We start from the raw sequence: 25,048 nt of genomic DNA, 5'->3' as shown, positions 1-25,048 counted from the left end.
ACGGCGGGCCCGCAAGCGTCTTTCGCGGAATGCAGCCTGCCTTCTGACGACCTTGCGCCGAAAACATGCTGCCCGCTCACTCGCGAGGCGCGCCGATCTTGCTACGCGGGTCTTACTCGATCACCTTCGGCACAAGGTACAGGCCGTCTTGTACGGCCGGCGCCGGGCGCTGGAAGGCTTCACGTTCGACCGTTTCGGTCACGGCGTCGTTACGCAGACGCAGCGCGACGTCTTCGATCTGCTCGATCGGATGGGCAAGCGGAGCGATGCCAGTGGTATCGACCGCCTGCATCTGCTCGACGAGCCCGAAAAAGTCGTTGAGCTGGGCACGCGTGTGCTCAGCGTCGGCGTCGGCCAGTTCGAGCCGTGCGAGATGCGCGATGCGTTTAACATCGGTCAAGGTCAGAGCCATGCAGTCACCGGAAATTGTGGTGGACCGCCGCAGTACGAAAAACCCGCGCTGCGACAGGAAGTTACGACGTAATGAAACAACTTGGAAAAAGGGGTCAGCGGGGGCAAAAACTGCCACCCGTTTCCTTTAAATCATCCAAAATTATAAGGTATCATTACGCGTTCGACCCAAACCCGGACCGACTTACCAAGTCCTTTCTGAACAATTCCCAAAGATAGTTCGGAATTTTCCGACTTGGCTTTGCAACGGCCTCCGGTAGACTCCCCTGCAGTTTCAAGTGCCAGTGGCGCAGCGTCCGCCCGGTTGAAGCTGTTAAATTTTCCGCTGCCACCCTACGCATACGTTGCGAGGCCCGGCCCCCAGCGAGACAGGATTTTGAATGTTCGGTTTTCTTCGCAGCTACTTCTCCAACGATCTGGCAATTGACCTTGGCACTGCCAACACGCTCATCTACATGCGTGGCAAGGGTATCGTTCTCGACGAACCGTCGGTCGTTTCGATCCGCCAGGAAGGCGGTCCCAACGGCAAGAAAACTATCCAGGCAGTCGGTAAGGAAGCCAAGCAGATGCTTGGCAAGGTGCCGGGCAACATCGAGGCAATCCGCCCGATGAAAGACGGCGTGATCGCCGACTTCACCGTCACCGAACAGATGATCAAGCAGTTCATCAAGACTGCCCACGAATCGCGTATGTTCTCGCCGTCGCCGCGCATCATCATCTGCGTGCCGTGCGGTTCGACCCAGGTCGAGCGTCGCGCAATCAAGGAAGCCGCGCACGGTGCGGGCGCTTCGCAGGTCTACCTGATTGAAGAACCGATGGCTGCTGCTATCGGCGCAGGTCTGCCGGTGTCCGAAGCAACCGGCTCGATGGTCGTCGACATCGGCGGCGGCACGACGGAAGTCGGCGTGATCTCGCTCGGCGGTATCGTGTACAAGGGCTCGGTGCGCGTCGGTGGCGACAAGTTCGACGAAGCTATCGTCAACTACATCCGCCGCAACTACGGCATGCTGATCGGCGAGCAAACCGCCGAAGCCATCAAGAAGGAAATCGGCTCGGCGTTCCCGGGTTCCGAAGTCAAGGAAATGGAAGTGAAGGGCCGCAATCTGTCGGAAGGCATTCCGCGCAGCTTCACGATCTCCAGCAACGAAATTCTCGAAGCCCTCACCGATCCGCTGAACCAGATCGTGTCGTCGGTGAAGATCGCGCTCGAGCAAACGCCGCCGGAACTCGGCGCGGACATCGCCGAACGCGGCATGATGCTCACCGGCGGTGGCGCACTGCTGCGCGACCTCGACCGCCTGCTCGCCGAAGAAACCGGCCTGCCGGTGCTCGTCGCCGAAGACCCGCTGACCTGCGTCGTGCGCGGTTCGGGCATGGCGCTCGAACGCATGGACAAGCTGGGCAGCATCTTCTCGTACGAGTAAGCGAGCCCGTCTCCATGTCAGTAGCGCGGATCTGGCAAACCGCCCCATGTGGGCCGGTTTGTCATTGGCTGGGCCAACCAGCCGCCGCGCGCTGAGCGCGCGTCCCTCGCGCGCCGCCGTCTCACACCACTGCTCACGCCCCCGGCGCCGACCATGGAATACAGTCCGCCGCCCCTGTTCAAGCAAGGCCCATCCGCACTCGCACGGCTCGTGTTTTTCGTCGTGCTGGCGGTGGCGTTGCTGATCTCCGATGCACGTTTTCAAACGCTCGAAATCGTTCGTGGCGTGCTCGGCGCGGGTCTTTATCCGTTGCAACGCGCGGCGCTCGTGCCGCGCGATATCTTCATGGGCGCCGCCGATCTGGCCGTGACCAGCGCGACACTGCGCAGCGAAAACGAAAAACTGCACACCAAAGATCTGCAGCTCTCGCAGCAGGCCAATACGGCCGCCGAGCTTGCCGCAGAAAACGCCCATTTGCGCGCGTTGCTGCAACTGTCGCAGCGCTCGACCACGGAATCGCTGCCCGCCGAAATCCAGTACGACACACGCGATCCGTTCACGCAGAAGGTGGTGATCGGGCGTGGTGCGCAACAAGGCATCCAGAACGGTTCGCCGGTCGTCAACGAAGACGGCGTGATTGGCCAGGTCACGCGGGTGTTTCCGCTGCAGGCCGAAGTCACGCTGCTCACCGACAAAGACCAGGCCGTGCCGGTGCAGATCGTGCGAACTGGTTTGCGGAGTGTGATTTACGGCACGCCGAAGGGCGATACGCTCGATCTGCGCTTCGTGCCGATCAGCGCCGACGTTCAAACCGGCGACGAACTCGTCACGAGCGGACTCGACGGCGTGTATCCGCCGGGCTTGCCGGTCGCCAAGGTGGTACGCGTCGACAAGCAGGCCGACACGGCTTTTGCCCGCGTGATCTGTCTGCCCGTTGCACCGGTACGCGGCGCGCGCGAGTTGCTGGTGCTGCACTACGTGAACAACGTGCCGCCGCGTCCGGCCGAAGAACCCGACGCCGCCACGGCCGCGAAAGAAGCGAAGAAAAAAGGCGCCAAGGCAGCGGACGGCAAGCCGGCAGCAGCCGACAAATCCGCCGCGAAGCCGGGCGAAAAAGCGGCCGGTGAAAAGGCCGTGCCCGAAAAAGCCGCACCGGCGAAGTCCGCGGAAAAAGCGCCGGCCAAAGCCGCCGCCGCGGAGAAGAAATCCGCCGCCCAAAAGAAACCGGCCCCGCAGAAAAACGCGGCGCCGCAAGCCACGCCGGGGGCTAACCCATGAACCGTCCGCAATATATTCTGCAGCCGGTCAATCCGTACTTCATTTCGTTCAGCCTCGCCGCGGCGTTCCTGCTGAATCTGATGCCGTGGGGACGCCTCGTCGGCGTGCCGGATTTTGTGGCCCTCGTGCTGCTGTTCTGGAACGTGCACCAGCCGCGCAAAGTCGGCATGGGCATCGCGTTTTTCCTCGGTTTGCTGATGGATGTCCACAACGCCAGCCTGCTCGGCGAGCACGCATTGGCGTATACGCTGTTGTCGTATGGCGCGATTACGATCCACCGCCGCGTGCTGTGGATGTCGCTTGGCGTGCAGACTTTCGCGGTCATGCCGCTGCTGGTCGTCGCGCAACTGGTGCCGTTCGTGATCCGTCTGCTGACGGGCGCGGCGTTTCCGGGCTGGGGTTATCTGATCGACGGTTTCGTCGAAGCTGCGCTGTGGCCGATCGCCAGCGTGCTGTTGCTGATGCCGCAACGCCGCCCGGCCGATCCGGACGACACGCGGCCAATTTGATCCCGCATCGGGCCCGCCGGCCGTTCCGTTGCTTCACCCGAACGGAACCCGCCTCGCCGGCCCGCCCGACGCGCATCGCTGTTCATGCCTCCCGGTTCCGGCCGGATTGGGCGCACACTCATGATGGCCGTCGTCCGGCCTTTTGCAGAATCGCATGACCGAATTCAAGGACACCCAGCAACAGCTCTCGAAATTCCGCCTGCGCGTCGCGGCGGCGGGTCTGTTCGTGTTCGTCTGCTTCGGGCTGATCGGCTTCCGTTTCCTGTTCCTGCAGGTCTGGCACTACAGCAAATACTCGCTGCAGGCCGACGAAAACCGCATTTCCGTCGCGCCGATCGTGCCGAACCGCGGCATCATCACCGACCGTAACGGCGTGGTGCTGGCGAAAAACTACTCGGCCTACACGCTCGAAATCACGCCGTCCAAGCTGAACGACTCGCTCGAAAACGTGATCGACAATCTGGCGACGGTCGTGTCGATCGACGCGCGCGACCGTCGCCGTTTCAAGAAGCTGCAGGAAGACTCGAAGAACTTCGAAAGTCTGCCGATTCGCACCCGCCTCACCGACGACGAAGTCGCGCGCTTCACCGCGCAGCGCTTCCGTTTCCCCGGCGTCGAAGTGCGCGCGCGGTTGTTCCGCCAATATCCGCTCGGGCCGACTGCGGCGCACGTGATCGGCTACATCGGCCGGATTTCGCAGCGCGATCAGGACCGGATCGACGACGCCAGCGACCAGAACGACAGCGATCCGGATCACTACGATCCGCGCCTGGACGCGAACAACTACAAGGGCACCGACTACATCGGCAAGATCGGGGTCGAGCAGAGTTACGAGACGGAACTGCACGGCCAGACCGGTTTCGAGGAAGTCGAAGTGACCGCCGGCGGCCGCCCTGTGCGCACGCTGTCGCGCACGCAGGCGACGCCGGGCAACAACCTCGTGCTGTCGCTCGATATCGGCTTGCAGCAGGTCGCCGAGCAGGCATTCGCGGGCCGTCGCGGCGCGCTGGTGGCGATCGAGCCGTCCACCGGCGACGTGCTCGCGTTCGTGTCGGCGCCGAGCTTTGATCCGAATTCTTTCGTCGATGGGATCGATCAGCAGACCTGGGACGACCTGAACAACTCACCGGACCACCCGCTGCTGAACCGTCCGCTGCACGGCACGTATCCGCCGGGTTCGACGTACAAGCCGTTCATGGCGCTGGCCGCGCTGACACTGCATAAGCGCACGCCCGGCTGGGGCTTCCAGGACCCGGGCTTCTACACGTTCGGCGGCCATACGTTCCGCAACGACGTGCGCTCGGGCCAGGGCTGGGTCGACATGAACCGCGCGATCGTGGTGTCGAACGACACGTATTTCTACATGCTCGCGCACGATCTCGGCGTGAACAACATCGCCAATTTCATGAAGCCGTGGGGTTTCGGCCAGATCACCGGCATCGACATCGCGGGCGAGGCCAAGGGCATCCTGCCGTCGACGGAATGGAAGCGCAAAGCCTACCGCCGCCCCGAACAGCAACGCTGGTACGAAGGCGAAACGATCAGCCTGGGCATCGGCCAGGGCTACAACTCGTTCACGATTCTGCAGCTCGCTCACGCCGTCGCCACGCTTGCGAACAACGGCGTCGTGATGAAGCCGCACCTGGTGCGCGACATCGAAAACCCGATCACCAAAGACACCCGCGCGGTCGTGCGCGCGCCGAGCGACAAGATCGACGTCAAACAGTCGGACATCGACATCATCAAGCATGCGATGGAAGGCGTGATATCGAACGGCACGGCGGCCAAACTGTTTATCGGCGCGCAGTATCAGGCGGCCGGCAAGACCGGAACGGCGCAGGTGTACTCGCTGCAAGGCGCCAACTACAAAGGTCATGCCATCGCCGAGCATCTGCGCGACCACGCACTTTTCACCGCCTTCGCTCCGGTGGACAACCCGAAAATCGCCGTCGCGCTGATCGTTGAAAATGGCGGCTGGGGCGCGGAATCGGCGGGGCCGATCGCGCGCAAGGTGCTCGACTACTACCTCGTCGACAAGAACAAGCCGGGTGCTGAAGCGGCGGCTGTGGCAGCGGCGGCGTCTGCGACTCAGGACGCGTCCGCGCCTGAAGTCGGCGATGCGCCTGCGCCTCAGGAACCGCAGCCGGTCAGGATCGCGGCGGGTTTCACCGCATTGCCGATTCCCGGCGCGGCGTCGGCGGCGGTGGGCGCTTCCGCTGCTGCGGCGGGTGCGGCTTCGGGAGCGAATCCGGCTTCCGCACCGGTCGCGGCGTCGGCTGCCAAAGCGGGCGCGGCGGGTGCATCTGCGGCGGTGTCCGCTTCTTCCACTGCAAAAAATTCTGCGTCGCGTAAATCCGGCGCACCGCATAAACCCCGTCCTGCCAGCGAGCCCGCGCCTACGGCCACCGCTCCTTCACGGGATGACGACGTGCACGCCGCGTCGCCACGCCAGCCGGTTTCCGGCGGCATAGACGAGTAAGGAGAAAGGCATGCAATTCGACAAGCGCGCCTGGATCGACCGCCTGAAGAAGATGTTCGCGGGCTTCGACCGTCCGCTCGCACTGATCGTGTTTTTGCTGCTGTGCGTGGGCATTGTCACGCTGTACAGCGCGAGCCTGGACGTGCCGGGCCGCGTGGAAGACCAGTTGCGCAACATTCTGCTGACGTTCGTGCTGATGTGGGCGCTCGCCAATGTGCCACCCACCACGCTGATGCGCTTCGCGGTCCCGCTCTATACATTCGGGATCGCGCTACTGATAGCGGTCGCGGCATTCGGACTGACGCGAAAAGGCGCCAAGCGCTGGATCAATGTCGGCGTGGTGATCCAGCCGTCTGAAATCCTGAAGATCGCCACGCCGTTGATGCTCGCCTGGTACTACCAGCGACGCGAAGGCGTGATGCGCTGGTACGACTATCTGGTCGGCTTCGTGATTCTCATCGTGCCGGTCGCGTTGATCGCGAAGCAGCCCGACCTCGGAACCGCCGTGCTGGTCTTCGCGGCCGGTCTCTTCGTGATTTACTTCGCGGGTTTGAGTTTCAAGCTGATCGTGCCGGTGCTGGTTGCAGGCGTGATCGCCGTCGCTGCCATCGCCACGTTCCAGGACAAGATCTGTCAGCCCGAAGTGCAATGGCCGCTGATGCACGACTATCAGAAGCACCGGATCTGTACGCTGCTCGATCCGACTTCCGATCCGCTCGGCAAGGGCTTCCACACGATCCAGGCGGTGATTGCGATCGGCTCGGGTGGTCCGCTGGGCAAAGGCTGGCTGAAGGGCACGCAGGCGCATCTGGAGTTCATCCCCGAGAAGCACACTGACTTTATTTTCGCGGTGTTCTCCGAGGAGTTTGGACTGGCCGGCGGGGTCGTGCTGCTCACGCTCTACATGCTACTGATAGCGCGGGGCTTGTATATCGCGGCCAATGGCGCAACCCTGTTCGGGCGATTACTGGCCGGCTCGCTGACGATGGCGTTCTTCACCTACGCGTTCGTCAACATCGGCATGGTGAGCGGGATCTTGCCGGTGGTCGGCGTGCCCTTGCCGTTCATGAGTTACGGCGGCACCGCGTTGACCACGCTGGGGGTTGCGATCGGGCTGATCATGAGCGTCGCGCGACAGAAGCGGTTGATGCAGAGTTAGCGCGGTTTATCGGCAGAACCACACGCAAAGGGGCGCTCCATGTCAGGAAGCGCCCCTTTTGCGTTTACTGCGGTTTGACTTCCTTCTGATCCCGCAATTGCGCGCTGAGTTGCTGATACTTCAAGCGCGCCGCCGGATCACCCTGCGCCGCCGCCGCCGCGTAATACGCGCGCGCGACGTTCAGGTTCTTGTCGACGCCATCGCCGCCGCGCTCGTAGAACGAGCCGGTCACGTATTGCGCGGTCATGTCGCCGCCCTGCGCCGCCTTCTTGTACCAGACGAACGCCTGCTGGTTGTCGCGCCCGGTACCGCGTCCGTCGAGGAACTGGTTGGCAAGCGCAAGCTCTGCCTGCACATGGCCCTGCTCGGCCGCCTTCAGGAACCAGCGGTGCGCCTCCACCGGATCGCGCCCGACGAACTCGCCATCGTCGTACATCTTGCCGTACACATATTGAGCGTGCGACATGTTGGCGTCGGCGGCCTTGCGCAGCCACTTCTTGCCTTCCTCGACGTTCGCGGCCGTGCCCTCGCCGTTGAGCAGCATCATCGCGTAATTGAACTCGGCGAGCCGGCTGCCGCGCTCCGCGGCCTGACGGAACTCAGTCAGCGCCGCGCCCAGATTGCCGGCGTTGTAGTCGGCGACCGCAGTTTGCGTCTGCGGGTCATTCGACTTCGCGACCCGGTCCTGCGCATACGCCGATCCATTTACTGCCGCACCCGCCAGCAATGCTGTCGCGACCGCGACACGCAATGCGACGCCCTGCACCATCCCCTTCATGACCTCACCTCCTGCAGCGCCTGGCGGGTTGCGCGCAACATCCACATGACGTCGGCGGCCAGAGCGATAAAACGGAATCCGGCGTCGCGATGCTGCTTTGCACTCGCGACATCCATCGCAAAAATGCCGGTGGCAATGCCGGCCTTATCAGCAGCGCTGACGATGCGCGCCATCGCCGCCTGCACGTCGGCGTGCTTCGCATCGCCAAGATGACCGAGGCTCGCGGCCAGATCGGCGGGTCCGACGAACAGGCAATCGACGCCCGGCGTCGCGGCGATCTTCTCGACCTCCTGCAAGCCGCGCGCCGACTCGATCTGCACGATCGTCGCGATCTGCGCGTTGGCCGTCTGCACGTAATCGCGCCGCATTCCATAGCCCGACGCGCGGACCACGCCGGCGACACCGCGCTGACCGTCGCGCGCCTCGGCGGTCGGATATTGTGTGAGCCGCACGGCGTGCGCGGCTTCATCGGCGGATTCGATGTTGGGGAACATCAGCGTGCGCGCGCCGGCATCGAGCACACGCTTGACGAGCCAGCCTTCGCTTGCGGGCACGCGCACCACCGGCTCGCTCGGCAGATGCGCGGCGGCGATCGCGCGCAATTGCGACGCGACGTCGACGCTGTCGTTCGGTGCGTGCTCCATGTCGATCAGCAGCCAGTCGAAACCGGCGTGCGCAAGCGCTTCGGCGGCGGCGTCGCTACCGAGCGACAGCCACAAGCCGAACAGCGGATCGGTTTCCGTCAGACGTTGCTTGAGGGGATTGGTGAAGGTGCTCATCGGCGCGCTCCTTGATGAGCGGGCCGCTCGCCTGCGCGGCGGGAAAACTGGCTGACCTGTGAGGTTCGGCAAAAACCGGGACGCCGATGTCCCGGTTGCCTGCTGCGACGCAATGCGGTGACCGGCATGTCTCGCTCCGTTTGGTTATCGAAGCGATCATACCGTGACAAAAACGCGGAGGTTGGGTCGGTGCTCCGACCCTGGGTTTAATCGCGGACGACGTCGGCCCAGCAATTCGGCGTCTCGTACAGACGCAGCTTCTGCAGACGCATGTTCACGCCGTAGTGAGCGTCGTACACGCTTGCGAGGAGGTCGAACGCGACGGCGGCAAGATTTTCGACCGTCGGGATGCGGTCCAGCACGACCGTCTTGTGACCGGCCATCGTCTCCAGAAAGCCGCGCACCTGTGCGTCGCCTTCGTAGACCAGAAACGCGTGATCCCACTTGTCGACCAGGTGCTCGTTGGCGAGCGACTTCACGTCGGCGAAGTCCATCACCATGCCGCGATCGGGCGCGCCTTCGGTGTCGACCAGATCGCCTTGCAGCGTGATTTCGAGCACATAACGATGGCCGTGCAGATTGCGGCACTGGCTACGGTGATCGGGGATGCGGTGGCCCGCGTCGAATTCGAGTTTTCGGGTAATCGTCAGCACGGCAAATCAGGGAATGTTCAGATACTTGTGGGTCTGCATCGACAGGCGCCATTGCGGATGGCGTTTGCACCAGTCGATCGCGAGCTTCGTGTTGATGTCGCGCGACGGGCCGTCCATCGGCTGGACGAGGAAATACTCGAAGTCGAGCTTCGCATACTCGGACAAACGCTGGTTGTCCTGCGGAATCACGACCTTCAGTTCGTTGCCTTTAGTCACGACGAGCGGCGCGTCGGCCTTCGGGCTCACGCAGATCCAGTCGATCGTTTCCAGCACCGGCATCGAGCCGTTAGTTTCAATGGCGATTTCAAAGCCGGCGGCATGCAACGCATCGACCAGCGGCTGATCGATCTGGAGCATCGGCTCGCCGCCCGTGCAGACGACGAAACGCTCACCCTCGCCTTCCGGCCAGAGCGACGCGATCATCGCCACGAGGTCTTCGGCGGTGCGGTACTTGCCGCCGTTCTCACCGTCGGTGCCGACAAAATCGGTATCGCAAAAACGGCACACGGCCTCGGCACGATCTTCTTCGCGGCCCGACCACAGATTGCAGCCGGCGAAGCGGCAGAACACAGCCGGACGCCCGGCATTCGCGCCCTCGCCTTGCAACGTGTAGAAGATTTCCTTGACCGCGTAAGTCATGCTGCTTCCTGCCTTCTGTTCCTGAAAATTTTTGCGTGATCCGACGAGTCGTTGAACCGTCGCGCCGCGCGGTTCAACTTACTGCGCGATCAGAGCGGCGACTCGGTGACGTTCTCACCAGCCAGATACGCTTCGTAGCCGCGCTTGCGCAAGCGGCACGCCGGACACTCGCCACAACCAAAGCCCCACGAATGCAACTCAGCGCGTTCACCGACGTAACAGGTATGCGTCTCGACGCGTACCAGCTCAACCAGTTCGTCACCGCCCAATTGATGCGCGAGACGCCACGTATCGGCCTTGTCGAGCCACATGAGCGGCGTTTCGAGCAGGAAGCGCGTGTCCATGCCGAGATTCAGCGCGACCTGCAATGCCTTCATCGTGTCGTCGCGGCAATCGGGGTAGCCCGAAAAATCCGTCTCACACATTCCGCCAACCAGCACCTGCAGACCGCGCCGGAAAGCGATGGCTGCCGCGATGGTCATGAACATCAGATTGCGGCCTGGCACGAACGTGTTCGGCAAGCCGTTGGCCGTTGCTTCGATCTCAATCTCGCGCGTCATCGCCGTATCGCTGATGGAGCCAAGCACCGACAGGTCGATCATGTGATCTTCGCCGAGACGGTCGGCCCAAGCCGGAAATGCGCGCGTCACAGCCTGACGGAAACCTTCGCGACATTCGAGTTCGACGCGATGTCGCTGGCCGTAATCGAAGCCGAGCGTTTCGACCGTTTCATAACGTTCGAGCGCCCAGGCGAGGCACGTGGCGGAATCCTGGCCGCCGGAAAACAGCACCAGAGCGCTACGTTTAGCGTCGTTGCGGATCACCGTGAAACTCCGTGAATGATGAGTGCCACGTCGCGCTGCGCGAGGTGCGCCATGCAAGCAACGCGGCGCGACGCGTGCCGGCACTGCTGCCGGCCCAAAGCAGTATAGGCCGCGCCTTCCGCATGCAGAGTCGCTGGGCGCTTATACCGTTAATCGTCGGGCGAAGGGTTCGGGGCGGGTGGCAGCGCATGCCGCGCTGCGCTCAATCGCCGATCAGGCGGCACACTTGCGTGCAAGTCCTTGAACTGGCGCGATTTTATCACGCGATGCTGAATACCGCCGAGCGCGGCCCGTTGCATCGCGCCCGCAATGCCGAAGCCATTGGATGCCCGTCATTACCCGTCAGAAAAGGAAAAGCCCCAGGAATCTTGCGAGTTCCTGGGGCCGAATCCTGGTGGCCTGGGTCGGAATCGAACCAACGACACGCGGATTTTCAATCCGCTGCTCTACCAACTGAGCTACCGGGCCAACGAAGAACGAAATCATAACAAGGGGTCAGCGGTCTGGCAAGCCCCTTCCCAAAAAAATCTTTCGGGGAGGGTTTCGTCCGCACCCCGTGAGCTTTACTCGCCTTTGTTCTTGCCGAGATCGACGCCGAGTTGCTTGAGCTTGCGATACAGGTGAGTACGCTCAAGCCCCGTCTTTTCAGCGACGCGCGTCATGCTGCCGTTTTCGCGCGCGAGGTGATATTCGAAGTAAGCGCGCTCGAACGCGTCGCGTGCATCGCGCAACGGAATGTCGAATGAGATCGACGCGGTTTGCGCAGCCAGCGCACCACTGCCCATGCCGTCGGTCGACAACATCGGCAACGCAGCCGCCGACGCCACCGCCGACGAACTCACCGGCATCACCGGCTTAGCTGCCGCGCCGCCGGGAGCGGCCGCCGCATTGCCGCGCGCGAGACCCTGCTCGACGGCCTTCAGCAGCTTCTGCAACGCAATCGGCTTCTCGAGGAAATTGAGTGCGCCGATCTTGGTCGCTTCAACTGCCGTGTCGATCGTTGCGTGACCGGACATCATGATCACCGGCATCGTCAACTGACCTTGCGCGGCCCACTCCTTGAGCAAAGTCACGCCGTCGGTGTCCGGCATCCAGATGTCGAGCAGCACCAGGTCCGGTGCCTGACGCAAGCGGAAGTCGCGCGCTTCCTGCGCATTTTCAGCGGCCTCCACGACATGCCCTTCGTCGCTCAGGATCTCCGAGAGCAATTCCCGGATGCCCATTTCATCATCTACCACCAGGATGGTTGCCATTTACGCTGCCCTTGTCTGCACTGTTGCTTTTGTCTTTCCCTGCGACGCACCGACGTGCGCCGGACGCGGGCCCGATGAACCAGGCGCCGCGGCATCGTCTGCCAGTTGAAGGAAGAGAATCGATATTTGCGCGCCTTCGATCACGTCGCCCGCCTTCAGGCGATTGCGAATGTCGATGCGCGCGCCATGCTCGTCGACGATCTTCTTGACCATCGCAAGTCCCAGGCCCGTACCTTTGGCCTTGGTCGTCACGTAAGGTTCGAATGCGCGTGTGAGGATGCGCGCGGGGAACCCCGGTCCGTTATCCGACACGGTCAGACGCACCGCGACGCGGACTTTGCCTTCCGCGTCGGGGTCACCGTATTCTACTGTCCTCGTCTCGAGCAACACACGTGGATGCTCGACATCGGCCACCGCATCCTGTGCGTTTTGCAGCAGGTTGTGGATAACCTGACGCAATTGCGTCGCGTCGCCACGAATCGCCGGCAATGCCGCGAGCTCGACCTGAATCGCGCCCTTACCCTCTTCGATACCGTACAACGTGAGCACTTCGCTGACCAGGTCGTTCAGCTGCAGATGCGCGAGCACTGCCGGAGGCGTGCGCGCGTAGTCGCGGAAATTGTCGACCATCTGCTTCATTGCCGCGACCTGGTTCACGATCGTGGTCGCGCCGCGCTTCAGAAAATCGGCGTCGGTGGGCGTGAGCTTGTCGGCGAGTTTCATCTGCAGACGCTCGGCGGAAAGCTGAATCGGCGTGAGAGGATTCTTGATCTCGTGCGCGAGCCGCCGCGCGACTTCGCCCCACGCAATCGAACGCTGCGCGGAAATCACGTCGGAGATATCGTCGAACACCACGACGTAGCCGGAGGTCTGCATGTCTTCGGCATCGCGGTCGGTCGCGGACACGAGCCGCGCGCCGCGCACAAGCAGCGTGAGCGGATCGGTTTCGCCCGGCACGCCGACCGAGAACTGCTGCTGCCAATGTCCGCGATCGTCGTGGCCGTCGCCGCTCGCCGCTTCGCGATCGGCAAACGCCTTGCGCACCATCCCGCCAAATTCGCTCAACACGCCAATCTGATCGAGCGACGAACCCAGCACCGCCTGGAACGGCTGACGGAAAATCCGCTCGGCGCCGCGATTCGCCGTGGTTAGTCTGAACTGCCGGTCGAACACGAACACGCCGGCGGTCAGATTCGCGAGAATACTCTCCAGATACGCCTTCGAATGCTCAAGCGCGATGCGATTGTTCTCAACCGCCGCGCGTGCTTCCGACAACTGCCGCGTCATCGCGTTGAACGACTGCGTGAGAAAACCCAATTCGTCGCGCGACTTGATTTCGCGCTTCGGCGTGTAGTCGCCCTCGGTAATTTCCTTGGTGCCCTGCGCGAGCAGGAACAGCGGCCGCGCAAGCTGATTGCCGAGCGCGAGCGCAAGCATCATCGCGATGAAGGTGGCGAGGAACAGCGCGAGCGTCAGCGTGCCGATGTACATCTTGCGCAGACCGGTGCGGCCCAACGCCTTTTCCTGATACTCGCGATACGCGCGCTGAACCGCGTCGGCATTACGCGCGAGCGTTGGCGACACTGGCTGCGTGAGTTGCAGGAAGCGCTCGACAGGCTGCAATAGCGCGGCATTCGAATCGGGAATACGCTGCACGATCCGCAGACGCAATGCGCCTTTGCCGCCGTGTGCGTTCGGATCGCCGTCCACCTCTCCCTCGATCGCCGCATAGCCGCGACCGCGCGCCTGATCGATCATCAGCGGAGTGGGCAGGTCGTTCGGCACGAGCGTCGCGTAATTGCTCGATGCCTGCGCCACCACGTGCATCTCGGGCGTCGCGCCGGACATGCTGCGCGTAGGCTCGACGATCGTCGCATCCTGCACGCCGAACTGATCGCGCAAGCGCAGCAGCGTCAGCGTGGTACCGGCCGCGTCCGCGCTGGCGAGCTGCTCGGACATCAGGCGGCCCTTGGTTTGCAGATCGGACAGCGACGCGTCGAGCATGCCGCGCCCGAGATTCAGGCCGGACGTGAGCGCGGTTTCGACGTTCACGTCGAACCACGACTCGATACTACGCGACACGAACTGATACGAGACGATGTAGATGATGCCGCCCGGCACCACACCGACCAGCGCCATGAAGAACGCGAGCTTCGCCAATAGTCGCGTGCCGAACTTGCCCTTGCGCAACCTCGCAATAATGATGACGACCAGCGTCACCACGACCAGCAAAAAGATCATCGCAACCGCGACGTTGGCGGCGTACAGCCACTGGTAATAGCGGTCGAAGAATTCGGTATTGGCGCTGGCCGCGGCGAGCAGCACGAGCAGCAGCACGGCCGTGACCGCGACCGTCGACACCAGCACTCGCACGACGAGGCTGCTGACGCTGGTTGTGGATGAGCGCACTTTATTTAGCACGTTCGGCCGCCGTGAAGGTGAAGCGCTTCCATTCGGAGGCGAGGTTCCAGTCGCGGTTGTTCACCGCGTCGATCTGGAACGGCTTGGGCATCAGCGCGATGTCGAGTTGCATGCGCACCGACGCGGTATAGGTCTCACCGGTCTGCACCTGATTGCGGTCGATCACATGCCAGGACGTGACATGCTTGATCACCGCGAGCGCGTCTTTGAGTGTGCTGAAACCAAGCTGCAACCCGCCCGACGACACGCTCGACACGCGGTATTCGCGCGTCAGCGGCTGGAACGACAGGCGAATGCTTTGCGACACGCTCACCGGTTGCTCGTCGAACCAGTACCAGCGCGGCCGGCTTAGTTCGAAGTCGGTCGTGAAGTAGAGGGGGATGCCCTTGTTGACCGCGTCTTCGAGATTGCTGTTCAGGTCGAAGTCGAAACGCGCGTCGAGACTCCAGCCGCTGCTGTCAGCCTGCAGCGACGCCCGCTGCACCGCGATCGAGTCGGCATGCGCCACGCCCGGTGCTGCCAGCCATACGGCCAGCGCAATCCAGAGCACGGCAGCGAGCCGAAGCGGGAAGAAGCGTTTGATGGTCACCGTTTCTGGAAGCGCGCGTAGAAAAATCCGTCGTGGTCTGAGTTCGCACCGGCGCTGTTTTCAGCGGATTGTCCGGCATCGGAACCGGCCGAGGTCTCGGCGGGCGCGCGAGCGACTGATGGCAGCAGTTGTCCCGGCGCGTCCAATCGTACCGCATCCTGATACTTGTTTCCAAACCACTGCGCCTGCAACTCGCCTTCTTCGGGGAAGATCGAACACGTAACGTAAAGCAATTCACCGCCTGGTTTCACGAGCGGCCAGAGCGCTTCGAGTATGCGGCGCTGTTCGGCGACCAGCGCGGGAATATCGGATGCGCGGCGCAGCCAGCGAATATCCGGGTGACGCCGCACGATGCCCGATGCCGAACACGGAACGTCGGCGAGGATGCGGTCGAACGGCTGGTCGGTGTCGTCGTGCCATTTCGACGGCGTGCCCGCGTCGCCGATCCGCACTTCAGCATCGAGCTTTAGCCGCCGCAAATTTTCGCCGATCCGCCTTGCACGCGATGCATCGCTTTCGAGCGCCACGAGCTGAAGATTCGCCAGTTCCAGCAGATGACCGGTCTTGCCGCCGGGCGCCGCGCACGCATCGAGCACGCGCATGCCGTCGCGCACGCCGAGCAGTTGCGCGGCGAGTTGCGCACCGGCGTCCTGCACCGAGACCACACCGTCGCTGAAGCCGGGGATGCGGTCCACCGGGATCGGCGTGTCGAGCTTGACGGCGTAATCACCGATACGGCTCGCGGCAATCTGATGATTTTGCAGAACTTGCAGATACGCGTCGACGGTCGAGTGACGGGCGTTCACGCGCAAGGTGAGCGGGCCTTGCGTATTGCCGGTTGTGAGCACCGCCTGCCACGTGTCGGGCCACGCGCGCTTCACGGCGTCGATCCACCACGCTGGGTAGTTCCAGTGCGCGACTTCGTCGGCTTGTGCAGCGTTCAGCAGCGTCTCACGCTCGCGCAGGAAATTGCGCAGCACCGCGTTGACAAGTCCCTTGGCGAACGAGAATTCGCGGCGAGCGGCAATCGCGCTGACCGCCTGATCGACCACGGTGAACGGCGCATAAGCGGCGTTGGCTTCGTCGTCGATCAGCAACGCGAGCGAGCAGGCGAGCACGTGACCGACGTGCGGCGGCGGCGCCTTCTTCACCAGCTTTGCGATCAGCCATTCAGCAGTAGCGAGACGGCGCATCGTGCGATACGCGATGTCCTGCACCGCCCCGCGCGCGGCAGCAACGGTGCCCTCAGGCGCGGACACGAAGACCGATTGCAGCGCAGCCGGCAACGCTGCGCCGAGACGCACGGCGCCGATCGCCTGACCAGCGCTGTCGAGCGCAAAGCCCAGCGACTCGGGCGCAAGATGCAACACCGACAAACGGAATTCGCGCGGGCGCGCTGCAGAAGAAGCTGAACGCGAAGAAGGCTTTGGTGTCATGAAAGAAACAAGTGCAGGCCGCGCGGTGCGCGCAGCGCAATCAGCGTGCATTGTAGCGTGGCGCAGGGCGGGAGCCGCCGCTGGCGGACTGCGGCAATGGCTTTGTTCACGCGCAAACCTTGTTGCCCGAAAAAAAGGCGAGCCGGAAGGCTCGCCTTTTTTGCTTCACGCTAGCGCCGTGGAAGCGTGTCGTGAATTTTTTGTGAAACGTTTTGAAGCGCGACTGCTTAATCGAAGCGCCCCGTGCGCGCCATTTCCATCAAACGGGCGACGCGCTCTTCCGTGGCCGGGTGCGTCGAGAAAAGATTCGCGATGCCACCGCCCGACAGCGGATTCATGATCATCATCTGCGCGGTGGCCGGATGCTGCTCGGCCACAGGGAAAGGAATACCGCTCGCGTAACGATGGATCTTGTCGAGCGCCGAAGCAAGCGCTTGCGGGTCGCCCGAAATCTGCGCGCCGCCACGGTCAGCTTCGAACTCACGTGCACGCGAAATCGCCATCTGGATCAACGCACCGGCGATCGGCGCCAGCAACGCGACAGCGATACTGGCAATCGGATTCGACGGACGGCCGTTTTCATCACGGCTACCGAAGAACATCGCAAAATTCGCCAGCGCGGAAATCGCACCGGCCATGGTCGCCGAAACAGTAGAGATCAGGATGTCGCGATGCTTCACGTGCGCCAGTTCGTGGGCCATCACGCCGCGCATTTCGCGCTCGGACAGCACGCGCAAAATGCCGGTGGTAGCGGCAACCGCCGCATGCTCCGGATTGCGCCCCGTGGCAAACGCGTTCGGCGCGTCTTCGTTGATCAGATACACGCGCGGCATCGGCAAATTAGCGCGCGTGGCCAGCTCGCGCACCATGCGATAAAACTGCGGTGCGCTGTTTTCGTCGACTTCCTGCGCGTTGTACATGCGCAGAACCATCTTGTCCGAAAACCAGTATGAGAAGAAATTCATCCCGAGGGCGATCACGAGCGCGATCATCATGCCGCGCGACCCGCCGATCATCCCGCCAATCACGATGAAAAGGGCCGTGATCGCGGCCATCAACATCGCGGTTTTGACCCAATTAAACATGTTTGCTACTCCTTACCCTAAGTGCGGGCTTCATCTCTGCGCCGCGTGATCGCGTCGCCCGATTGTAAGCGAACTGTTAGATATGGGCGGGTAGAGAAAATTCAATCATCTTGATGCAGTGGCGAGCTTGATACCCAGTCCGACGAACGCACTGCCGACACCGCGATCCAGCCACTTCTTCATCGACGGCTTGCCGGAGAAGCGCTGCGTCACACTACCCGCGATCCACGCGACAAAGCTGTTCCAGATCATGCTCATCAATACGAACACCGCGCCGAGAGTGAGGAACGCGAAGGTTTTATGATCGCTGCCGGTCGTGACGAATTGCGGAAAGAACGACACAAAGAAGAGCACGACCTTCGGGTTTAGCACATTGGTCCAGAAGCCTTGCAGGAAAAGCTGCCTGAGCGACTTGGGTGCGCCGGCCGCGCGCGCTTCGCCCGCTGTCGCCGTGTTTGCGTCGTCTGCCGACGGTTTGGCGAAAATCAGCCGCACGCCGAGATACATCAGATAAATTGCGCCGACGAATTTGATGACGCTGAACGCCGTGGTCGATGCAGCCAGCAGCGCGGTCAAACCGAATGCGCAGGCCAGCGAGTGCACGCAGCAACCCGCTGAGATGCCCAGTGCCGACATCATGCCCGCACCGCGCCCCTGAGCGACGCTGCGTCCGACGATATAGGCCGTGTCGGGGCCGGGCGTCACGTTCAGAAGAAATACCGCGACGATGAAAAACTCGAAATGGGTGATGCCGAACATTGGAATCCTCGAAACATAAGCTGTTGCATGAAGGATTCTAACGCGCGGCAGGCCATGCGGCGGGCGCAGCGAACATCGTCCGGACGGGCGATGTTCGTAACAGCGCAAAGCTGTTAATTTGCTTCGGGAAGTTGAAAGCGCTGTCCGGCAGCCAACGTGGAGCCAGCAAGAAATTCGCGCACGGGCAGGCGCTTGCCGCCGGGTTTCTGCAATTGCGTGAGACGCAACGCACCTTCGCCGCAGTTCACTACAACGCCTTCCGCGCCAACCTCGGCGATCGTTCCAGGCGCGCCGCTGCTGCCCGCAGCCTTGATCGGCGCAGCAGCCCAGATCTTGATCGAACTGCCATCTTCGAGCGTGCCCACGCCGCCGGGGAACGGGTCGAACGCGCGAACCTGGCGCCCTAGGACCTCGGCCGGCTTGCGCCAGTCGAGTGCGGCCTCGTGCTTGCCGATTTTTTCCGCGTACGTCACGCCGTCCGCAGGCTGCGGGGTCGACGCCAGCTTGCCGCTGCGCTCGAGTTCGAGCAGCGCGTCGACAATCAGCTTCGCGCCGTCTTGCGCGAGACGGTCGTGCAGGGTCGCGGTGGTGTCGTCGGCGGAAATGGGGGTGCGGATTTCGGAGATCATTGCGCCGGTGTCGAGGCCGATATCCATCTGCATCAGCGTGATGCCGGTTTCGGCGTCGCCCGCTTCGATCGCGCGATGAATCGGCGCGGCGCCGCGCCAGCGCGGCAACAACGAAGCGTGAATGTTGATGCAACCGAGCGGCGGAATGTCGAGCACTTCCTGCGGCAGGATCAGGCCGTAGGCAGCCACCACCATCACGTCGTGCGGCGTGGCGCGCAGCTGGTCGATTGCCGCTGCGGCTTCCTCGGGAAATTTACCGGCGCGGCGCAGCGAAGTCGGCTGAGCAACGGCGAGACCGTGCTCCTGCGCATAACGCTTGACCGGGCTTGCCTGCAATTTCATGCCGCGTCCGGCGGGCCGGTCGGGCTGGGTCAGCACGAGCGGCACCGGAAAACCGGCACCGTGAATCGCGGCCAGCGCGGCCGCGGCGAACTCCGGCGTACCGGCAAAAATGACGCGCAACGAATGGCTCATGAATGGGAACAGTAGACGAGGTGGCCGCGCATTACATCGCGTGGGCGAGCTTCTTCATCTTGCTGCGGATGCGCGTTTGTTTCAGCGACGACAGGTATTCGACGAACACGCGGCCCATCAGGTGATCCATTTCGTGCTGAATGCACACGGCGAGCAGCCCCTCGCAGTCCAGCTCGAAGGTTTCGCCCTTCTCGTTCAACGCGCGCACGCGCACTTTCTCGGCGCGCTCGACGTTGTCGTAAATGCCCGGCACCGACAGGCAGCCCTCTTCGTTCAGCTTCTTCTCGTCGCTCGACCAGATGATTTCCGGGTTGATGAACGCGAGCAACTCTTTGTGCGTGTCCGACACGTCGATCACGATCACGCGCTCATGCACGTCGACCTGGGTCGCGGCGAGGCCGACGCCGGGCGCGGCATACATGGTTTCGGCCATGTCCGCGACGAGACGGCGGATGCGGTCGTTGACCTTCTCGACCGGCTTCGCAATCTTGTGAAGCCGTTTGTCCGGGTAATTGAGGATATTCAGTAAAGCCATGATCTTGAGTGTATTTTTGGGCGCCGCTGACCGGGAGAAGGCTCGCGTTGGCCGTTCGGCCAGGTTGTGAGCCCGTCGCAATACGCCGAGGATAGATGCTGTCGAACCGGTTCGATTCAACGCGCCACTTGCGCTAAACGACGAGCCCGCGCGGGTGGGCGCGGCGCCGCAGTTATTTCGGATGATGAAAATTTTAGCATGGCGCCCGCCTGCCCGCAGGCCCTGCAAGAGGAGCGACCCGCAATGCACACCCTCCCCGCAACCTCTGTCGAACTTGCCGCCTGGCTGCGGCTGTCGCTTGCACCGGGGCTTAAGCCCGCCGCACTGCGTCTGCTGCTCGGCGCCCTGGGTCTGCCTGAAGCGATTTTTAACCAGACTCAGGCGACGCTGGCGGCAATCGCCGGCGAAGCTGCGGCACGCGCCGTACTGGCTCCCACACCCCCCGAATTCGACGCTCAGCTCGACGCGGTGATCTCGTGGACGGAGCAACCCGGCAATCAGGTCGTGACGCTAGATGATCCCGCGTACCCGCCCGCGTTGCTGACCATGCCCGATCCGCCCCCGCTGCTATATATAAAGGGCCGGCTCGATCTGTTGCACAACCGGGCGGTCGCGCTGGTGGGCAGTCGCAGCGCGACGCCACAAGGCGTCGAAGATGCAGAGCGGTTTGCGCGCGAATTGTCCGCGGCGGGCGTCACCGTCGTGTCGGGGCTGGCGCTCGGCATTGACGGCGCGGCGCATCGGGGCGGTCTTGAAGGCATCGGCGGCACGGTGGCGGTGATCGGCACCGGCGCTGATCTCGTGTATCCCGCCGCGCATCACGCTCTGGCGCGGCAAATTGCTGTGCAGGGGGCGATCCTGTCGGAATGGCCGCTGGGCACTCCGGCGCGCGCCGCCAATTTCCCGCAGCGTAACCGGCTGATCGCAGGGCTCGTCAGCGGTGTCGTGATGGTCGAGGCCGCGATGCGCTCCGGCTCGCTGATCACCGCCAGGCTTGCCAATGAAATGGGGCGCGATATTTTCGCGTTGCCCGGGTCAATTCACGCGCCGCTGTCGCGCGGCTGTCACCGGATCATCAAGCAGGGGGCGAGGCTGGTGGAAACGCCCGACGAGGTGCTCGAAGAACTTGGCTTTGCACGTCGGCCGACTGTCAACGCAGCGCGAACTTCGCAGAAAACGCTGCCTTGGGATACCCCTGAATCGCAGCGTCCGGTTGCTGCATCCGCGTCGGCAGGCATTCAGGGTGGGCTGGCGGCCTCGCACGTGTGCGTCGCTGCGCAGGAGGAAGAATCCGGGCCTCAAGCGCCCGCCCATACCCTCAATTCCGAGGCCCACCGCCTCCTCATCGCGCTCGGCCACTCCCCCGCCACGCTTGAAATTCTGGCCGCCCGCACCGAGATGGAGGACTCGACCTTGCAAACCACCCTGCTTCAACTCGAACTGGCCGGCCAGGTGGCCGTGCTGCCCGGCGGCCGCTTCGTCCGCACGAGCCCGAAACAGGCTGGCGCCGATAAGGGTTGACCGCCGTTCCGGATCGGCCGTGCTACATTCGCGCCAAAGCACCTGAACAAAGTATCCAAGGAAAACGTCCCATGCCCGCGCTGAACCTCGACACCGATCAAGACCGGATTGCCGAGCGCGTCAACGAACCCGACACACTGTTCGTTGCCTGCCTGTGCGCGGAATGGTGCGGAACCTGCCGTGAATACCGGGACGCGTTTGACAAGCTGGCCGACCGGCATCCGGATATCTGTTTCGCATGGATCGACATTGAAAACCATGCAGACCGCTTCGACGATCTGGATGTGGAGAACTTCCCGACCATCCTGATAGAAGACTCGGTCACGACACGTTTTTTCGGTACGGTTTTGCCACAGGCGTCGATTGTTGAACGGATGTTGTCGGACCTGACGGCCGTGCCCGGCGTCAGCGGCGCGCCCAAGCTGCGGCCCGCGCTCACGGTTGCCTAGAGCAACCATCAGCGGACGTCCGCGCTTGACGGCAAAGGGTGCCGGAAGCGTTACGCAAGACAGCGCGCGGCACGTCTGACGCTGCTTGCCCAATGACAGAGCGCGCAATTATGATGGCGCGCATTTTATGGCACTTGACACGCCGCCTTCGCGCCGTGTGCTATAAAGCGGTCGTTAATGGGTCGCAAAGGTCGCAAACGAGGGTCGCGCTAGCAAAAGCGCACTCAAGGCCATCAACCCGGATCTACCAACCTCACATCGAGTCATGTCCAAAGCACTGATCATCGCCGAAAAGCCTTCCGTCGCGAACGACATCGCGCGCGCTTTGGGCGGCTTTACCAAGCATGACGAATACTACGAAAGCGACGACTACGTCCTTTCCTCGGCAGTCGGCCACTTGCTGGAAATTGCCGCGCCCGAAGACTACGAAGTCAAGCGCGGCAAGTGGAGCTTCGCCAACCTGCCCGTCATTCCGCCACATTTCGATCTGAATCCGATCGCCAAGAGCGAGTCGCGCCTGAAGGTGCTGACGAAGCTGCTCAAGCGTAAAGACGTCGATCGTCTGATCAACGCATGCGACGCGGGGCGCGAAGGCGAGCTGATTTTCCGCCTGATCGCGCAGCACGCAAAAGCCAAACAGCCGGTACAGCGTCTGTGGCTGCAATCGATGACGGCCGGCGCGATCCGTGACGGCTTCGCACGTCTGCGTAGCGACGAAGAAATGCAACCGCTCGCGGATGCCGCGCGCTGCCGCTCCGAAGCGGACTGGCTGGTCGGCATCAACGGCACGCGGGCAATGACCGCGTTCAACAGCAAGGGCGGCGGCTTCTTCCTGACCACGGTCGGGCGCGTACAGACGCCGACGCTGTCTATCGTCGTCGAACGCGAAGAAAAGATTCGCCGCTTCGTGCCGCGCGATTACTGGGAAGTGAAGGCGGAGTTCGTCTGCGCGCACGGTTTCTACGAAGGCCGCTGGTTCGACCCGAAATTCAAGCGCGACGAGTTCGATCCGGAAAAGCGTGATTCGCGTCTGTGGGCGCTCCCTGCCGCCGAGACGATCGTCGCTGCCTGCCGCGGCCAGATCGGCACCGTGACGGAAGAATCGAAGCCGTCCACGCAACTGTCGCCGGCACTGTTCGACCTGACCAGCCTTCAGCGCGAGGCCAATGGCCGCTTCGGCTTCTCGGCGAAGAACACGCTCGGTCTTGCCCAGGCGCTGTACGAAAAGCACAAGGTGTTGACCTATCCCCGGACCGACGCTCGCGCGCTGCCGGAAGACTATATGGATACGGTCAAGGACACGCTCGGCATGCTCAAGGAGAGCAACAACTACCTGCCGTTTGCGAAGCAGGTGCTCGACAAGGGCTGGGTGAAGCCGAACAAGCGCATCTTCGATAACTCGAAGATCAGCGACCACTTCGCAATTATTCCGACGGCGCAGGCGCCGAAGAATTTGTCAGAGCCCGAGCAGAAGCTTTACGACCTGGTCGTGAAGCGCTTCCTGTCGGTGTTCTTCCCGGCCGCCGAATATCGCGTGACCACGCGGATCACCGAAGTGGTCGGTCATCATTTCAAGACCGAAGGCAAGGTGCTGGTCGAACCGGGCTGGCTGCAGGTCTATGGCCGCGAAATCAGCGGTGAAGACGCGAACCTCGTCCCGGTGCAGAAGGACGAGAAGGTCAAGACCGACAAGATCGCCGCCCAGCAACTGGTGACGAAGCCGCCCGCACGCTACAACGAGGCGACGTTGCTGTCGGCGATGGAAGGCGCGGGCAAGCTCGTCGAAGATGACGAATTGCGCGAAGCAATGGCCGCCAAGGGTCTCGGCACGCCGGCTACACGCGCCGCCATCATTGAAGGTCTGCTGGGTGAGAAATATCTGATCCGCGAAGGCCGCGATCTGATTCCGACCGCCAAGGCATTCCAGCTGATGACGCTATTGCGCGGCCTCGGCGTGAAGGAACTGACCGCACCGGAATTGACCGGCGAGTGGGAATACAAGCTCTCGCAAATGGAACGCGGCAACCTGCCGCGCGACGCGTTCATGCAGGAAATCGCCCGCATGACGCAGACCATCGTCAAGCGCGCGAAGGAATACGATTCGGACACGATCCCGGGTGATTACGCGACGTTGCAGACACCTTGTCCGAATTGCGGCGGTCAGGTAAAGGAAAACTACCGGCGTTTCGCGTGCTCGAAATGCGAGTTCTCGATCTCGAAGATTCCGGGCGGCCGTCAGTTCGAAATCCCGGAAGTCGAAGAGCTGTTGCAGAACAAGACGATCGGACCGCTGTCGGGTTTCCGCAGCAAGATGGGCCGTCCGTTCTCGGCAATCCTGAAGCTGTCGCTCGACGACGAAATCAAGAACTACAAGCTCGAATTCGACTTCGGTCAGGATGCGGGCGGCGAAGACGGCGAACCGCCTGATTTCTCCGACCAGCAGCCGGTCGGCGCGTGTCCGAAGTGCAAGGGCCGCGTGTTCGAGCACGGCATGAGCTACGTCTGCGAGAACTCGGTTGCCAACCCGAAGACTTGCGATTTCCGTTCGGGCAAGGTGATCTTGCAGCAGGAAATTGCCCGCGAGCAGATGGCGAAGTTGCTCGAAGAGGGCCGCACGGATCTGCTGACCAACTTCAAGTCGTCGCGCACCGGTCGCAACTTCAAGGCGTTCCTCGTCCGGCAGCCCGACGGCAAGGTCGGCTTCGAGTTCGAGAAGAAGGAACCGTCGGCGAAGACTGCCGCCAAGACTGCGGCGGCCAAGTCGGCTGCCAAAGCTGCACCGGAAGCGGAGTCGGACTCCGACGACGAAGGCACAGCAGTAGCCGTGAAGACAGCGCCGGCAAAGAAGGTGGCGGCGAAGAAAACGGCCGCGGCCAAGAAGGCGCCTGCGACCAAAACCGCTGCCGCCAAGAAAGCACCTGCGAAGAAAGCGGTAGCGCGTAAAACAGGCTCCTGATCGGGAGC

At 62.7% G+C, this 25,048-nt stretch carries 22 protein-coding genes and 1 tRNA gene; 8 read left to right on the top strand and 15 right to left on the bottom strand.

Annotated features, from left to right (window positions below):
* Nucleotides 1-112: 112 nt before the first annotated feature.
* Complete coding sequence (gene gatC, locus BLS41_RS01875) at nt 113-412, bottom strand: Asp-tRNA(Asn)/Glu-tRNA(Gln) amidotransferase subunit GatC (protein ID WP_074762686.1); 300 nt, start codon at nt 410-412, stop codon at nt 113-115.
* Nucleotides 413-791: 379 nt separating this feature from the next.
* On the opposite strand from gatC, the gene BLS41_RS01870 reads away from it, so the two are divergent.
* The 5 genes from BLS41_RS01870 to rodA all read left to right on the top strand — a co-directional run bounded on the left by BLS41_RS01870 (nt 792) and on the right by rodA (nt 7,260).
* Nucleotides 792-1,835 (top strand): rod shape-determining protein, encoded by a 1,044-nt coding sequence (locus BLS41_RS01870; protein WP_004189550.1) that lies wholly within the window; start codon nt 792-794, stop codon nt 1,833-1,835.
* 153 nt (nt 1,836-1,988) lie between these two features.
* Nucleotides 1,989-3,113: a rod shape-determining protein MreC gene (gene mreC, locus BLS41_RS01865; RefSeq protein WP_074762685.1), complete on the top strand. Its 1,125-nt coding sequence runs from the start codon at nt 1,989-1,991 to the stop codon at nt 3,111-3,113.
* Entirely contained in the window at nt 3,110-3,622 is a 513-nt protein-coding gene (gene mreD / locus BLS41_RS01860) for a rod shape-determining protein MreD (RefSeq protein WP_074762684.1), read from the top strand. Before mreC ends, mreD begins: the two co-directional genes overlap by 4 nt.
* Nucleotides 3,623-3,776: 154 nt before the next feature.
* On the top strand, nt 3,777-6,101 hold the full coding sequence (gene mrdA / locus BLS41_RS01855) for a penicillin-binding protein 2 (RefSeq protein ID WP_074762683.1): 2,325 nt from the start codon (nt 3,777-3,779) through the stop codon (nt 6,099-6,101).
* A gap of 10 nt (nt 6,102-6,111) precedes the next feature.
* Nucleotides 6,112-7,260, top strand: coding sequence for a rod shape-determining protein RodA (gene rodA, locus BLS41_RS01850; protein ID WP_074762682.1), 1,149 nt, complete (start codon nt 6,112-6,114; stop codon nt 7,258-7,260).
* Nucleotides 7,261-7,324: 64 nt separating this feature from the next.
* Here rodA and BLS41_RS01845 read toward each other — a convergent pair whose 3' ends face one another.
* From BLS41_RS01845 to def, 14 genes are all read right to left on the bottom strand, one after another.
* Entirely contained in the window at nt 7,325-8,038 is a 714-nt protein-coding gene (locus BLS41_RS01845; protein WP_074762681.1) for a tetratricopeptide repeat protein, read from the bottom strand.
* On the bottom strand, nt 8,035-8,817 hold the full coding sequence (locus BLS41_RS01840; protein ID WP_074762680.1) for an HpcH/HpaI aldolase family protein: 783 nt from the start codon (nt 8,815-8,817) through the stop codon (nt 8,035-8,037). Before BLS41_RS01840 ends, BLS41_RS01845 begins: the two co-directional genes overlap by 4 nt.
* Nucleotides 8,818-9,023: 206 nt before the next feature.
* Nucleotides 9,024-9,467 (bottom strand): 6-carboxytetrahydropterin synthase QueD, encoded by a 444-nt coding sequence (gene queD / locus BLS41_RS01835; RefSeq protein WP_143026272.1) that lies wholly within the window; start codon nt 9,465-9,467, stop codon nt 9,024-9,026.
* A gap of 9 nt (nt 9,468-9,476) precedes the next feature.
* Entirely contained in the window at nt 9,477-10,109 is a 633-nt protein-coding gene (gene queE, locus BLS41_RS01830; RefSeq protein WP_074762678.1) for a 7-carboxy-7-deazaguanine synthase, read from the bottom strand.
* A gap of 89 nt (nt 10,110-10,198) precedes the next feature.
* A complete protein-coding gene (gene queC, locus BLS41_RS01825; RefSeq protein ID WP_074762677.1) occupies nt 10,199-10,933 on the bottom strand; it encodes a 7-cyano-7-deazaguanine synthase QueC in 735 nt (244 codons plus the stop codon).
* Nucleotides 10,934-11,325: 392 nt separating this feature from the next.
* Nucleotides 11,326-11,401, bottom strand: a tRNA-Phe gene (locus tag BLS41_RS01820).
* Nucleotides 11,402-11,496: 95 nt separating this feature from the next.
* The gene (gene esaR, locus BLS41_RS01815) at nt 11,497-12,186 is read right to left on the bottom strand and encodes a response regulator transcription factor EsaR (RefSeq protein WP_074762676.1); all 690 of its coding nucleotides are present in this window, start codon (nt 12,184-12,186) and stop codon (nt 11,497-11,499) included.
* Nucleotides 12,187-14,607, bottom strand: a complete 2,421-nt coding sequence (locus tag BLS41_RS01810) for a sensor histidine kinase (protein ID WP_074762675.1) — start codon at nt 14,605-14,607, stop codon at nt 12,187-12,189.
* Nucleotides 14,597-15,196, bottom strand: a complete 600-nt coding sequence (locus BLS41_RS01805) for a DUF4390 domain-containing protein (RefSeq protein WP_074762674.1) — start codon at nt 15,194-15,196, stop codon at nt 14,597-14,599. Before BLS41_RS01805 ends, BLS41_RS01810 begins: the two co-directional genes overlap by 11 nt.
* A complete protein-coding gene (rsmB, locus tag BLS41_RS01800; protein WP_074762673.1) occupies nt 15,193-16,632 on the bottom strand; it encodes a 16S rRNA (cytosine(967)-C(5))-methyltransferase RsmB in 1,440 nt (479 codons plus the stop codon). The genes BLS41_RS01805 and rsmB overlap by 4 nt, the downstream gene beginning before the upstream one ends.
* Before the next feature lie 227 nt (nt 16,633-16,859).
* Nucleotides 16,860-17,717, bottom strand: coding sequence for a zinc metalloprotease HtpX (gene htpX / locus BLS41_RS01795; RefSeq protein WP_074762672.1), 858 nt, complete (start codon nt 17,715-17,717; stop codon nt 16,860-16,862).
* A gap of 105 nt (nt 17,718-17,822) precedes the next feature.
* On the bottom strand, nt 17,823-18,476 hold the full coding sequence (locus tag BLS41_RS01790) for a LysE family translocator (protein ID WP_074762671.1): 654 nt from the start codon (nt 18,474-18,476) through the stop codon (nt 17,823-17,825).
* 113 nt (nt 18,477-18,589) lie between these two features.
* Nucleotides 18,590-19,579 carry a methionyl-tRNA formyltransferase gene (fmt, locus tag BLS41_RS01785; protein WP_074762670.1) on the bottom strand — a complete coding sequence of 330 codons (990 nt, stop codon included), beginning with the start codon at nt 19,577-19,579 and terminating at the stop codon, nt 18,590-18,592.
* Between the two features lie 31 nt (nt 19,580-19,610).
* On the bottom strand, nt 19,611-20,114 hold the full coding sequence (def, locus tag BLS41_RS01780) for a peptide deformylase (protein WP_074762669.1): 504 nt from the start codon (nt 20,112-20,114) through the stop codon (nt 19,611-19,613).
* A 243-nt stretch (nt 20,115-20,357) separates the two neighbouring features.
* Here def and dprA point away from each other — a divergent pair, with 243 nt between their 5' ends.
* The 3 genes from dprA (at nt 20,358) to BLS41_RS01765 (ending at nt 25,040) form a co-directional block, all read left to right on the top strand.
* Nucleotides 20,358-21,635: a DNA-processing protein DprA gene (gene dprA, locus BLS41_RS01775; RefSeq protein ID WP_074762668.1), complete on the top strand. Its 1,278-nt coding sequence runs from the start codon at nt 20,358-20,360 to the stop codon at nt 21,633-21,635.
* A gap of 71 nt (nt 21,636-21,706) precedes the next feature.
* Entirely contained in the window at nt 21,707-22,084 is a 378-nt protein-coding gene (locus BLS41_RS01770) for a thioredoxin family protein (protein WP_074762667.1), read from the top strand.
* A gap of 265 nt (nt 22,085-22,349) precedes the next feature.
* A complete protein-coding gene (locus BLS41_RS01765; RefSeq protein ID WP_074762666.1) occupies nt 22,350-25,040 on the top strand; it encodes a DNA topoisomerase III in 2,691 nt (896 codons plus the stop codon).
* Nucleotides 25,041-25,048 lie beyond the last annotated feature (8 nt).

The sequence above is a fragment of the Paraburkholderia fungorum genome (genome assembly GCF_900099835.1).
In the GTDB taxonomy this organism is placed as follows: domain Bacteria; phylum Pseudomonadota; class Gammaproteobacteria; order Burkholderiales; family Burkholderiaceae; genus Paraburkholderia; species Paraburkholderia fungorum_A.
This window is presented reverse-complemented; position numbering and strand designations above follow the sequence as displayed.

Coding starts and splice junctions, on each gene's coding strand:
- BLS41_RS01770 (WP_074762667.1), top strand. CDS start 21,707: ATGCCCGCGCTGAACCTCGACACCGATCAAGACCGGATTGCCGAGCGC.
- dprA (WP_074762668.1), top strand. CDS start 20,358: ATGCACACCCTCCCCGCAACCTCTGTCGAACTTGCCGCCTGGCTGCGG.
- rodA (WP_074762682.1), top strand. CDS start 6,112: ATGCAATTCGACAAGCGCGCCTGGATCGACCGCCTGAAGAAGATGTTC.
- mrdA (WP_074762683.1), top strand. CDS start 3,777: ATGACCGAATTCAAGGACACCCAGCAACAGCTCTCGAAATTCCGCCTG.
- BLS41_RS01870 (WP_004189550.1), top strand. CDS start 792: ATGTTCGGTTTTCTTCGCAGCTACTTCTCCAACGATCTGGCAATTGAC.
- fmt (WP_074762670.1), bottom strand. CDS start 19,579: ATGAGCCATTCGTTGCGCGTCATTTTTGCCGGTACGCCGGAGTTCGCC.
- def (WP_074762669.1), bottom strand. CDS start 20,114: ATGGCTTTACTGAATATCCTCAATTACCCGGACAAACGGCTTCACAAG.
- BLS41_RS01845 (WP_074762681.1), bottom strand. CDS start 8,038: ATGAAGGGGATGGTGCAGGGCGTCGCATTGCGTGTCGCGGTCGCGACA.
- gatC (WP_074762686.1), bottom strand. CDS start 412: ATGGCTCTGACCTTGACCGATGTTAAACGCATCGCGCATCTCGCACGG.
- rsmB (WP_074762673.1), bottom strand. CDS start 16,632: ATGACACCAAAGCCTTCTTCGCGTTCAGCTTCTTCTGCAGCGCGCCCG.
- BLS41_RS01790 (WP_074762671.1), bottom strand. CDS start 18,476: ATGTTCGGCATCACCCATTTCGAGTTTTTCATCGTCGCGGTATTTCTT.
- queE (WP_074762678.1), bottom strand. CDS start 10,109: ATGACTTACGCGGTCAAGGAAATCTTCTACACGTTGCAAGGCGAGGGC.
- BLS41_RS01765 (WP_074762666.1), top strand. CDS start 22,350: ATGTCCAAAGCACTGATCATCGCCGAAAAGCCTTCCGTCGCGAACGAC.
- htpX (WP_074762672.1), bottom strand. CDS start 17,717: ATGTTTAATTGGGTCAAAACCGCGATGTTGATGGCCGCGATCACGGCC.
- BLS41_RS01840 (WP_074762680.1), bottom strand. CDS start 8,817: ATGAGCACCTTCACCAATCCCCTCAAGCAACGTCTGACGGAAACCGAT.
- esaR (WP_074762676.1), bottom strand. CDS start 12,186: ATGGCAACCATCCTGGTGGTAGATGATGAAATGGGCATCCGGGAATTG.
- mreD (WP_074762684.1), top strand. CDS start 3,110: ATGAACCGTCCGCAATATATTCTGCAGCCGGTCAATCCGTACTTCATT.
- mreC (WP_074762685.1), top strand. CDS start 1,989: ATGGAATACAGTCCGCCGCCCCTGTTCAAGCAAGGCCCATCCGCACTC.